This window comes from Mucilaginibacter sp. CAU 1740, assembly GCF_039839285.1.
Classification (GTDB): Bacteria; Bacteroidota; Bacteroidia; order Sphingobacteriales; family Sphingobacteriaceae; genus Mucilaginibacter.
Window position 1 is genome coordinate 945,600 of sequence record NZ_JBDOQS010000001.1, and the last position, 12,649, is coordinate 958,248.

Sequence of the window (12,649 nt, forward strand, 5' to 3'; positions counted from 1 at the left end):
AAAGTAAAACGTAGTTTATGAATCGCATTTTCAAAAAAACGTACCTGCTTGTTTCCGGATTGGCAGCATCGTTTATTGCACAAACAGCATCGGCTCAGGATAAGATGCCGTCGTACCCGCTCATTACGCACAATACCTATTTCTGCGTTTGGAGCAATACTGATAAACTGAACGAATCGACCACCAAACACTGGACAGGTAAAGATCAATCGCTATTAGGCCTGGTTAAAGTTGATGGCAATTACTACCGTTTTATGGGGGCATCGGCCGTTAACTATAAAACTATTTTAGCCGCAACCGACGAGAAATCATACACCAGTCAGTACGTAGCCGAAACCGCCCCTGCCGAAGATTGGGCAAAACCAGGCTTTAACGATCAAAGCTGGAAAACTGCTACCGCCCCTTATGGCGATGAACGCGCCATTAAAGGTACCGACTGGAGAGGAAAGGATATCTGGGTGCGTCGTAAATTCACCGTATCTGAATTGCCTAAAGGTCGTTTAATGGTGAAACTTTATCATGACGATGAAGCCGAAGTGTACCTGAATGGCGTGCAAATTGCTGCCGAAGGTGGTGCCAACGGCGATTTTGAAACTTTTGCTTTACCGGCAAGTGCTAAATCGAATTTAAAGGTAGGAGAGAACGTTTTGGCTATCCACTGTAAAAACACAGGCGGTGGCTCATTCATTGATGCAGGCCTTACCGAAGAGGTTTTAAGCAAAGACGACGAAGCAGTTAAACTTGCCGAGCAAACCAGCGTTAAAGTTACCGCTACCCAAACAGTATATAACTTTAAAGCAGGCGATGTTAACCTGAAAGTTACCTTCACCTCGCCATTGGTAATTAACGATTTGAAATTGCTGACCACTCCGGTATCGTACATCACTTACCAGCTAAAAGCAATTGATGGTAAAGCGCATGATGTGGAGATCTATCAAGGGGTATCAAGCAATTTGGCTGTAAACACACCTTCGCAAGAAGTTACCGCTTCAAGGTACACCGCCAATGGCTTGAAATTGTTAAAAGTAGGTACTGTTGAACAACCTGTTTTGCAGAAAAAAGGCGATAACGTACGTATTGACTGGGGCTACGCTTATGTATCTTCATCAACCGCGGGCGCTAAACAATATATCACTCCCGAAGGTGATGCTGTATCATCATTTGTAGGCGGCAAAAGCGGCGAAGCTTCAGCAACCGGCAAACAGTTAATGTTAAGCACTGTAATTCCGTTTGGTAAAGTAAGCGCTACGCCGGTATCTAAATTTATTTCGGTTGGTTATGATGATATCTATGCCATCCAATACTTTAAAACCAACTTAAGGCCATGGTGGAGAAATACCCCGGGCGCTACCATCGAAGGCGTATTGAGCGATGCTACTAAAGGTTATGCTAAAGTGTTAGGCGCGTGTGCCAAAACTGATGCTAAGATCTGGGCCGACGCTATTAAAGCAGGCGGTGAAAAATATGCTAAGCTTTGTGTAATGGCTTATCGCCAAAGCATTGCTGCGCACCACGTGGTAAAAAGCCCTCAGGGCGAGTTGTTGTTCTTATCGAAAGAGAACTTCAGCAATGGATCTATCAACACTGTAGATATTACCTATCCATCAGCACCAATGTACCTACTTTACAATCCCGAATTGTTAAAAGGTATGATGAGCGGTATCTTCTATTTCAGCGAAAGCGGTAAATGGAATAAACCATATTCATCGCACGATTTGGGTACATACCCATTAGCTAACGGTCAAACTTATGGCGAAGATATGCCGGTTGAAGAAAGCGGTAACATGATCATCCTGGCCGAAGCTTTGGCTAAAGTGGAAGGTAACGCCAACTACGCCAAAAAGCACTGGAAAACTTTAACCATCTGGACTGATTACCTTGCAAAAGCAGGTTTTGATCCGGGTAACCAGTTATGTACTGATGATTTTGCCGGTCACCTGGCACATAATGCCAACCTATCGGTAAAAGCTATTGTAGCTATTGATGCCTATGGCGAATTAGCAGGTATGTTAGGCGATGCCGCAGCTGCTAAAAAATACAAAGCTATGGCTAAGGATATGGCTAAAAAATGGCAGGATAAAGCGGATGCAGGCGACCACTATGGTTTAGTATTCGACAGTAAAGATACCTGGAGCCAGAAATACAACATGGTTTGGGATAAAGTGTTAGGCTTAAACCTGTTTCCGCAAAAAGTGTACGATAAGGAGTTTAAATTCTACTTAGCGCACCAAAACGAGTTCGGCTTACCGCTTGACAGTCGTAAAACCTACACAAAAAGCGACTGGATCCTTTGGACTGCCGCAATGGCCGATAACAAAGCCGATTTCAATGCCCTGGTAGCCCCTGTTTACAAATTCGCTACCGAGACATCATCGCGCGTACCACTAAGCGACTGGCACGAAACTACCAACGGTAAAATGGTAGGCTTCCAGGCACGTAGTGTTATTGGTGGTTATTATATGAAAACTTTGAGGGATAAATTGGCTGCTAAGAAATAAGTAGCGTAGTTTGATCTTGATATGAAAAGGGATGCCGCGAAGCGGTATCCCTTTTTTTTGTTTATGAAGAAGAGCTGATAGTACGATATAAAAAAGCGAGGGCCCGTGCGATTCCCTTCTCCTGGGAGGGTGTAGGGAGGGGTTTCGCCACCTTGCATATCAGCGAGCAGGGTGTAGAAACCCCTCCCTGCCACCACGCAACCCAACCGCACCCCTCCCAAGGGAGGGAATTAAAAACTCAACCGCTCTACACCTCCCAAAACTTCACAATAATTTGATACCCAAATAAAGGCATTTATCAGTATTTTCAACCTTTGTTAGCTATACTGATATCCTATGCCGGTCCCGATTAAAAAAATCATATTTAAAACGCTTAAAATAAGCGGTATTACCATAGTTAGCTTATTGCTGCTGATGTTTCTGTTGCCAATGCTTTTTCCGCAAACGGTAACAGAAAAAATAAAACAATGGGCTGCGGGGAGCGTAACCAGTAAGTTATCATTCACGGGTACGCACCTATCTTTCTTTAAAAAATTCCCTTCGCTTACTTTAACGCTGGATGATTTTGTGCTGAATGGCAGCCAGCCTTTTCAAAACGATACGCTGGTTTCGGCTAAGGAGATCTCGTTGGCGATTGATCTTTCGTCGGTATTTAAGAGTAAGATCAACGTAAACAAGATCTACCTGAACCAGGCTTTAATCAATATCCAGGTTGATAGCGCGGGTAAGGCTAACTACAACGTTTATAAATCTACCGCACAAAAGCAGGCTGATAAGGCCGACACCGCAAGTGCCTCATTAGGTATTGAGCAGATCCTGATCGAAAAAAGTAACCTTGCTTACAACGACCGGTCGATGCCGATGCAGATAGCCGCCCGCAATTTTAACTACAAAGGCAGTGGCGATTTGAGCAAAGATGTGTTCGACCTGTTTAGCCATATCGATGCTACATCGGTTGATTTTAGTTATGGTGGTAAACCTTATGTAGTACACAAAAAAGTTAATGCCGATCTGGTTACCAGCATCAACACCAAATCATTGGCATTCGCGTTCCAGAAAAACGACCTGCTTATCAATCAGCTTCCGGTTAATTTTAAAGGCAGGTTTGAGTTTTTGAAAGATGGGTATGATATGGATTTCAAGATCCGCAGTGATCAAAACGATCTGGGCGATATCTTCACCGCCATTCCGGATGAGTACGCCAAATATGTTGATGATATGGATATCAACGGAAACGGTGTTATTCAGTTAAACCTCACAGGCAAATACATCGCATCCAAAAACATTATGCCCGATCTGAGCATCAGCGCCAAACTGCGCGATGGTTATATCGCCAATAAAAACACTCCCGCCCCGGTAAAAAACCTTTACCTCAATATGGATGCGAAGCTGCCCGGCCTGAACCCTGATAGCCTGAATGTGAATATCGATTCGGTGTATTTTAATATTGGGAAGGATTACTTTGGTTCGGTGATTAAAGTGAGAGGAATCAAATCGCCGTACGTGTACGCTAAGGTAAATACCGAGATTGATCTGGAGCAATGGTACAAGGTGTTTGGTGTTAAACCGTTCCAGGTAAAAGGACGCTATACCTTACACATGGAAACGGACGGACGATACACCACAGGTATTAAACGTACTGGCTTAAGGGGTAAAATTGATACCGTAATAACCAGCGTGCCTAAATTTAATGTGCATTCAAGCTTCAGGAATGGGTATTTCAAATACACCAAACTGCCGCAAGCCATCACCAATATCAGCTTTGATCTGAATGCCGCCTGTCCCGATCACAACGTAGCCAACGCTACTATGGATCTGCGGAACCTTAACCTCAACGCCCTGAACAACTACATTAAAGGCTACCTTAAAATGAGTAATAAAGCAGGTGCTTTAATAGATGCCGGATTGAACGCGAAATTTAAACTGGATGACATCACGCAGTTTGTACCCGCAGATAGCATCACGCTAAAAGGCGATCTGGATGCCAACCTGCAAACCAAGGGCCGGTATATCCCCGCGAAAAGGATTTTCCCGGTTACCAATGCGCAAATCAACCTGACCAACGGCTATATCCAAACCAAGTACTATCCGCACCCTGTACAAAACATGCAGGTTAATGTGGATATATTCAACAACACCGGATCGATGAAAGGCTTGAAGGTCAACATCAAACCGGTATCGTTCAATTTTGAAGGGCAACCATTTTTGCTAAAAGCTAACCTGCGCAACTTTGACGATCTGGATTACAGCCTGGCATCGCATGGTAGTTTGGATATTGGCAAAATTTATAAAGTGTTTGCCATTAAGGGTTACGATGTAAAAGGCTTGGTAACTACCAACTTCTCCTTAAAAGGGAAGCAAAGCGATGCGGTTGCAGGCCATTATGATAAGCTGGCTAACTCGGGTAGCATGAAGGTTAAGAACATCAAACTGAGTTCAGAGCTGTTCCCGAAACCATTCTTTATCCGCACAGGCGTCTTCAGCTTTAACCAGGATAAAATGAATTTCGACCAGTTTTCGGCTAATTACGGTAAAAACAAGGTGGTGCTGAACGGTGCATTATCCAACGTTATCGGCTACGCCACGCAGAAAAATTCCCCGCTGAAAGGTGAGTTTAGTTTAACCAGCGATCAGATCATTGCTGATGATTTTATGGCCTTTGCAGGTTCAGCGCCATCTGCTAAACCTACCAAATCATCGGGCGTTATCCTGGTGCCGTCGAACCTCGACCTTAATTTTGCTGCCGATGTTAAAAAAGTAAAATACAATGGGCTGGATATAAACGATGCCAAAGGCGCCATGAGCATAACCAACGGGCAGATCATTTTAAAACAGGCAGGTTTCAGCATGATAGGCGCCCCGGTAGTGATGGATGCCACCTATGGCAGCGTTACCCCGCAGAAAGCGTTTTTTGATTATCACATCAGCGCTAAAGAATTTGATATTCAAAGAGCTTATAAAGAGATCAAACTGTTTCATGATATGGCCTCATCGGCCGAGCATGTGCAGGGCACGGTTTCTTTAGATTATAAACTGGCAGGTAAGCTTAATGGCGATATGAAACCTATTTACCCATCGTTAAAAGGTGGCGGTGTACTATCCGTTAAGCAGGTTAAAGTTTACGGTTTAAAATTGCTGAGTTCAGTTGGTAAACAAACCGGGCACGATAGTTTAGGTAAGGGAGATGTGAAAAAGGTAGATATCAAAACTACAGTTGCCAATAACATCATCACTATCGAGCGTACTAAAATGCGAATAGCCGGTTTCAGACCGAGGTTTGAAGGCCAGGTAGGCTTGGATGGTAAATTGAACCTGAAATTCAGGCTTGGTCTGCCGCCGTTTGGTATTTTTGGTATCCCGATGACTATTACAGGTACACAGGATAAGCCGATCATCCATCTGGGTAAAGGCAAAAAAGAAGACGAACTACAGGAAACGAAGGAGGAGGAATAAATTTGAGCAAGGGGTTTTTAGGAAAGATGAGTAGAATTAAAGCTGCGGTTGCGATAGCGTTTGTTGTTTTTGCTGGATGTAAACAAGCGAATAAAGAAAAGCATATAGCTGTTGCCGATACTTTAAAAAGCAAGGTTAATTGCGAAACCGGGGTACCATCACGCTTCCCCGGCTTGTCAAATAAAGGTATCAATGCGTTAACGCCCGGCAAATCCATCAGCCACGAAGGCATGGTTTTTATAAAAGGCGGCACCTTTATGATGGGCGGCGACAACCAACAAGCCGAAGCCGACGAGTATCCTAAACACCAGGTTACCGTTAACGGCTTTTGGATGGATGTGAACGAGGTTACCAATAAACAATTCGCTCAATTTGTAAAAGCCACCGGTTACATCACCACCGCCGAAAAGAAACCCGACTGGAACGAACTCAAAAAACAACTCCCTCCCGGCACGCCTTCACCGCCCGATAGCCTGATGGTTGCAGCCTCGCTGGTATTTAAACCTGCGAAAAGTAAAATATCCCTCAACGATTACAGCCAATGGTGGGAATGGAAAAAAGGTGCCGACTGGAAGCACCCGCACGGCCCCGGCAGTAACATCAACGGAAAAGAAAATTACCCTGTAGTACAAATATCATGGTACGATGCCCAGGCCTACTGTAAATGGGCCGGTAAACGCCTACCCTACGAAGCCGAATGGGAATGGGCCGCAAGGGGAGGGCTTGATAATGCTATCTATCCCTGGGGAAACCAACCCGTTACCGAAGGCAAAACCAAAACCAATATTTGGGAGGGCGATTTTCCATATAATAACACTACGCGCGATATGTATTACTACAGCGCCCCGGTACGCTCGTTTCAGCCAAACGGTTATGGCCTTTACGATATGGCCGGCAATGTTTGGGAATGGTGCGAAGATCTGTACTATAATCAATACTACGCCTATTTAAAAGATAACAACATCAGCAATAACCCACACGGCCCCAACAAAAGCTATGACCCAGATGAGCCTAATGCCGCCAAACGTGTGATCCGTGGTGGTTCGTTTTTATGTAATGATAGCTATTGCTCAGGCTTTAGAGTAGCCCGGAGGATGAAAAGTACGGAAGATAGTGGGTTGGAACATCTGGGGTTTAGGTGCGTGGCTGATAAATAACAACAAAGGCGGCACTTTCGTTGCCGCCTTCATCATTAAAAGTCTAAGAGAGGCTTACAAAGTAGCCATGTCAATTACAAACCTGTAACGCACATCGCCTTTTTCCATCCTTGCGTAGCTTGCAGTGATATCTTTAATATCGATCAGTTCGATATCTGATACGATGTTATGCTCTGCGCAAAAATCAAGCATTTCCTGAGTTTCGCGGATACCACCGATGCCCGAACCTGCCATGCTTTTACGGCCGCCTAATAATGAGAACGGACGGATTGAGTAAGGCTGCGATGGAACACCTACACCTATCAAAGTACCATTGGTACGTAATAACGAAAGGTACATATCCATATCATGCTCGGCAGAAACGGTATCGAGGATAAAATCGAACGATCCTTTTACCGCTTCAACCTGTGCCGGATCTGATGTTACCACAAAGTGGTGAGCGCCCAGATCTTTAGCTGCTTGCTCTTTCGAGGCAGAAGTACTCAACACAGTAACGTCGGCACCAAAAGCAACGCCAAATTTAACGCCCATGTGGCCTAAACCACCTAAGCCTAATACGGCAAGTTTGTGGCCTTTACCAACTTTCCAGTGGCGCAGTGGCGAGTAGGTAGTGATGCCTGCGCAAAGTAAAGGTGCTGTAGCCGCAAGTGGCAATTTGTCAGATACGTGCAGTACAAACTCTTCGCGAACAACAATAGCGCTTGAGTAACCGCCGTAAGTTGGTACGCCTTGTCTGTCAAGGTTGTTATAGGTTTGAGTGCTACCTTCAAGGCAGTATTGCTCCAAATCGTCTTTGCAGTTTTCGCAAACCTGGCATGAGTCAACCATACAGCCAACACCGGCAAGTTCACCTACTTTAAAGTTTTTAACGTGATCACCAACTTTAACAATTTTGCCAACAATTTCGTGGCCTGGTACCATTGGGAATACACCCGGGAACCAGTCGTTTTTAATTTGGTGAAGATCTGAGTGACAAACGCCGCAGTATTGGATCTCTATTTGAATATCATGAGGCCCAACCTCACGACGTTCAAAATCCCAGGGCGCAAGATCTGTTTCGGGGCTTTGGGCCGCGTACGCTTTTGCTTGTATCATAGTTAAGATTTTATGTTTTATGTACAACAAAGTTAACCCCGATTAAGCCAAATAGCAATAAAGGTTTCAAAGTAATAATTATACTTTTCAAAGCGTTTTTCGCATGGCTAATGGGGTATGCCCGGTATGCTTTTTGAAAAAGTTATTAAAGTACGACGCGTAATCAAAACCCAGGCTGCTGGCAATATCGGCTATGGTCCAATCGGTGTGGGTAAGCAGCGAACGAGCTTCGGCCAGTATCCTGTCGTTAATATGTGTGGTTGTAGATTTTCCGGTAACCTCGCGTACGGCGGCGTTCAAATGATTAACATGTATGGCCAGTTTATCAGCATAATCACCTGCTTTTTTCAGCTTCAGCGAAAACTGCCCTGAGTCAACAGGGAACTGTTTTTCCAACAGCGTTGAAAATAATTTAGCTATGCGCGATGCCGCGTTTTGCGGGTTGAAATACGCTATTGCAGGCTGCATTTTTATGGCCTCATGTATGATGAGGTTAAGCTGGTTACGCATCAGATCGTACTTGTAAATGTAGTCTGTTTCAGCCTCTTGCAGCATGCGGGTGAAAATGCTGTAGAGGTAGGCAGCCTGTTCATCGTTTAAAAAATAAACAGGGGTACCGCCGGGTTTAAACAGGTTGAGGTCATCAAGGCTTTCCATGCGGTTGGCGCCATGCAAAAATTGGTTGGTGAACACACAAAAATAGCGCTCACTTTCGTCATGCGTATCTTCCCAGGCATAGGGGATCTGTGGATTGGTAAATATCAGGGCGGGCTTATCAATAACTATACCCCGGTTGGCATAAAACAGCTTGGTGTAGCCTTTCATTGATAGGGTAATTTTATAAAATCCGCGCCTCATGTAGGCCGTCAAATCGCAGTTGGCTGTACAGGTGGTAGCTACCCTGAATTGTGCTTTATCGGTGTGAATATTGTCGAGATAACTATTGGTGATCGTTGAAACTTCAATTGCTTCCATTGCTCTAAGTTAAACAAATCAAAGGGGAATGATAGCAGTGAGCCAATGTAGTGCGGTAATAACAACTAATTGGATTGATTTATGACTTGTTTATGAACGATAGAGTAGATACTCATCTTTTAATCGGCCAGTGCGTAAGTTATTTTCCGAAGATCGGTTAAGTCATTCAACCTTTCATTGGGGGTAGTTCCTGGCTTTGCGGGCAATACCGCCTTCCCGATACAAACCCGCAATTCCAATCCTTTTTTATTGAAAAGCTGTGCCGGTAGCATAGCAGTTTGTAGACCGGGATGAATGTGCCGTAACAGGCCGAAGGCTAAACCATTATCGCCATGAAAATAGATGGGAATAACCGGTACAGCGGCTTTGGTTATTAGTTTACCTACAACGGGATGCCAATCCCTATCGGTTATTTTAAACCGGTTAAAATTGTAGGCCGAAACTTCGCCCGCCGGAAATATCGCCACGGGTACGCCTTCCTTAAGCTTGGCCATGGTTAGCTTAAGCCCCGTAATGCTCGAACTATCTTTTATTTTTTCGAAGGGGTTTACCGCTATGATATAGTCAGCAAGGTTGGGCACCTTTTTTAGCAGGAAGTTTCCCATAAAGAGGGTATCTGGTCGTTTACTTACCAATAGAATTAAAAGTGCCAGTGATTCTATCCCGCCATAGGGGTGGTTACATACAGCTATAAAAGGCCCGCTTTCGGGGATGTTTGCCAGCTGCTGCTCATCAACCTTGATATTTATCCCTAAAAAATCAAGCACAAACTTGCAGAACTCTACGCCCTCTAACTCTCCGGCCTGGTTCATCATCTGGTTAAAAGCGTCAATTTTCATGAGCTTCATTAACAGCAAAGCCAGTTTGGGGTAGGGCGATGTGCCGGTTGCCCGGGCAAAATCTTCAGGAGAGATCAATGACATCTTGTAAAGATATACCCCCAGTGTGAAGTGAAGCCCCTATCGCTGTTAAGCTTTCCGTGTAATAACGCAGTCTATAATTCCTAAAATTCATTTTGTTTACGCTTTTATTATGCAATGCTGCTACATCGGGCAAAGCATTGTCCGGGTCAGGGTTCAATTTGTCTGCTTCGGGTTGAAACAGCTTAGAGAATGATGGTTTTTGGGGCAATTTTGAGCCATCAAACAACTCAAACAAACAACTCAAAAACTAAAAGTCATGAAAACAAAAACAGTAAAAACAATCTATTGGATAGGCGCAGTACTTACAGCAGCATGGTTTACCGCAAGTGGTTTAGGCGAACTTACAAATAACCCCCTGGTTTGGGGAATAACTGTAAAATTGGGTTACCCGCCACACTTTATCTACATTTTGGGTGTGGCCAAACTATCTGGAGTAGCGGTGCTTTTAACCCCTAACAGATTACTCAGGTTAAAAGAATGGGTATTTGCGGGCATCTTTTTCGATATCATCTTTGCCTTTTTATCAAAAATTGCGGTGCTTAGTTTCCCGGCTACAATAGATGCCATTGTTGCTTTTATTATGGTAAGCGTAACTTACATTATGTTCCGCAAGCTTTACCCTGCGGTTTACGTTAACCAGGCTAACGCGTAAATAGACTGACCTTACTAAAATAATTAATCAAAACAGGTGATGCTATTAGGTTCGCATCTTTTAACCTTAATACAAAGAATCAGGCCGATTTTATCGGCCTGATTCTTTGTATTAAGGAGTTTTGGTGAATTGAAATTCGGCAACTGTACCAATTCCTGTTCCTGCGCTTGTAAGTGTACCATTTAAAGTTGTATTGCCCTGTTCTCCTATCAGGGTATAAGTTAACACCGGCGAGCCATTTGTTTGGCGCCATGTTGCCGTAATGGTAGTAAGGCCATTCTTATCAGTTTTGGTTATGTAGGTACCCTCAAGTTTTATCTTCGCGCTGGCTGTGTCCTTCCCCGCCATGCTTGTACCTAACGAATAATAATCATTGGCGTATTCTCTCATGGTTCCATTGCTCCTTAATAAAATTGCATTGCCAGGCCCTACAATTGTATTTGGCGATCCCATAATATTTCCGTGATAAAAAACGGAACCGGTATTATCGGTAGGTTTTACAGTATCGCTGCTTTTTTTTGAACAGGCCGACAATGCTATTGCGGCAATGAAAAATATAGTGATAAGGTTTAGTATCTGTTTCATCGTTTTACCTATTGTTGAAATTTTAAATGAACTTGTTTACTCACACGTTTTGACTTGGCATTAGGTTTTAAAGGTTAGGCTGGCTTTTTCACCACGAAAACCGAACTTGCTTGTCCGCCGCCTATCAGGTTTATTGTGCTTGTGTCGTTATCGCTGTTGCCTATGTTTGTAGCTACCCCATTTTTCCATAAAGTAGCTACCCGCTTACCGCTGGCATTGGTTGCCATGCCGGCCACGTACACATCCGTTCCGCTTACAAATACCGAGTAAACTGCCGCTATATCGTTAGGCTTGCTTAGGTTGGTATTCACTCCGTTTTTCCAAATGGTAGCCATTCCCGCTTGCTGCCCCCCGGCTATGTACACATCGCCACCACTCACAAAAACAGATTTTGCATAAGTGAGCGCCTGGTAGTCTTCGCTCAATACAGGGTTATCAGCTATACCGTTTTTCCATATTACGCCAATGTGATATGGAAAGCCGTAAACGTAACTGCCATTAACAAAAAGATCACTTTTAAGATAATTTTTAGTAACAGAATCAAGTTTCATAAACCACTTATGATCTAACGTATTGGTGGGATAACCCTCACCTGCTACATATACGTCTTTATTATACACAAAAATCGATGTCGGCGGATAGTCTTGTGCCCCGCTGCCTGTTAGCGTAGTGGCAACGCCGTTTTTCCAGATCATGGCATTGGCAATCTCACTGCTGCCGGTAACATATACATCACTTGCAGATACATATACCGAGGTAGCATAGGCTCCGCTGCTAAGAGTGGTAGCTACATTGTTTACCCAAAGCTTAGCTACCGGAAGGTACGAGCCAGCGCCAGCCAGCACTTTTGATGATTCGTAACCTGCCACATACACCTTACCATTGCTTACAAATACAGAAAAAGCTTTGGCGTCGTATTTGCCATCAGTAAGGTTGGTGGCAACCCCGTTAACCCAAAGTTTGGCTATTCCTATACCGCTTTTGGTACTTTCAAAGCCAGCCACATACACATTTGTGCCGTCGGCATATACTGAACTTGCGCCTGCATTAAAAGTACCATCACTTAGCTTATAGGCTTTACCATCTTTCCATAAGGTAGCTACGCGGGGCAGGCTGTTTGAATTTGCTTTCGCGGCATCGTAGCCTGATACATAAACACCTGGCCCACCGGTTACAATTCCAGTAGTAGTGCCGGGGCCGGTGGTATCCGTTGTTTTCGGCGTATTTGGCTTTACATTGCTTTTACTACACGAATTAAAAATAACAGCAAGTAAAAGCAGTAGGGGTAATAGTTTTATTGCTTTCATAATA

At 44.1% G+C, this 12,649-nt stretch carries 9 protein-coding genes; 4 read left to right on the forward strand and 5 right to left on the reverse strand.

All coding sequences use genetic code 11. From position 1 onward, the window contains the following. Positions 1 to 17 precede the first annotated feature (17 nt). From AAFN85_RS04310 to AAFN85_RS04320, 3 genes are all read left to right on the forward strand, one after another. Positions 18 to 2,498, forward strand: coding sequence for a DUF4965 domain-containing protein (locus AAFN85_RS04310; RefSeq protein ID WP_347525727.1), 2,481 nt, complete (start codon positions 18 to 20; stop codon positions 2,496 to 2,498). 336 nt (positions 2,499 to 2,834) lie between these two features. Then, the gene (locus tag AAFN85_RS04315) at positions 2,835 to 5,951 is read left to right on the forward strand and encodes an AsmA family protein (protein ID WP_347525728.1); all 3,117 of its coding nucleotides are present in this window, start codon (positions 2,835 to 2,837) and stop codon (positions 5,949 to 5,951) included. Positions 5,952 to 5,977: 26 nt separating this feature from the next. Next, positions 5,978 to 7,108: a formylglycine-generating enzyme family protein gene (locus AAFN85_RS04320; protein WP_347525729.1), complete on the forward strand. Its 1,131-nt coding sequence runs from the start codon at positions 5,978 to 5,980 to the stop codon at positions 7,106 to 7,108. Between the two features lie 54 nt (positions 7,109 to 7,162). On the opposite strand, the gene AAFN85_RS04325 is transcribed toward AAFN85_RS04320, so the two are convergent. From AAFN85_RS04325 to AAFN85_RS04335, 3 genes are all read right to left on the reverse strand, one after another. After that, positions 7,163 to 8,203, reverse strand: coding sequence for an NAD(P)-dependent alcohol dehydrogenase (locus AAFN85_RS04325; RefSeq protein WP_347525730.1), 1,041 nt, complete (start codon positions 8,201 to 8,203; stop codon positions 7,163 to 7,165). Positions 8,204 to 8,290: 87 nt separating this feature from the next. Continuing rightward, positions 8,291 to 9,178 (reverse strand): helix-turn-helix domain-containing protein, encoded by an 888-nt coding sequence (locus AAFN85_RS04330; RefSeq protein WP_347525731.1) that lies wholly within the window; start codon positions 9,176 to 9,178, stop codon positions 8,291 to 8,293. A gap of 119 nt (positions 9,179 to 9,297) precedes the next feature. Beyond that, positions 9,298 to 10,101: a lysophospholipid acyltransferase family protein gene (locus AAFN85_RS04335; protein ID WP_347525732.1), complete on the reverse strand. Its 804-nt coding sequence runs from the start codon at positions 10,099 to 10,101 to the stop codon at positions 9,298 to 9,300. Between the two features lie 256 nt (positions 10,102 to 10,357). On the opposite strand from AAFN85_RS04335, the gene AAFN85_RS04340 reads away from it, so the two are divergent. Then, positions 10,358 to 10,753 (forward strand): DoxX family protein, encoded by a 396-nt coding sequence (locus AAFN85_RS04340; RefSeq protein ID WP_347525733.1) that lies wholly within the window; start codon positions 10,358 to 10,360, stop codon positions 10,751 to 10,753. Between the two features lie 111 nt (positions 10,754 to 10,864). Here AAFN85_RS04340 and AAFN85_RS04345 read toward each other — a convergent pair whose 3' ends face one another. Then, a complete protein-coding gene (locus tag AAFN85_RS04345) occupies positions 10,865 to 11,338 on the reverse strand; it encodes a hypothetical protein (RefSeq protein ID WP_347525734.1) in 474 nt (157 codons plus the stop codon). A 74-nt stretch (positions 11,339 to 11,412) separates the two neighbouring features. After that, positions 11,413 to 12,645, reverse strand: a complete 1,233-nt coding sequence (locus AAFN85_RS04350) for a hypothetical protein (protein WP_347525735.1) — start codon at positions 12,643 to 12,645, stop codon at positions 11,413 to 11,415. Positions 12,646 to 12,649 lie beyond the last annotated feature (4 nt).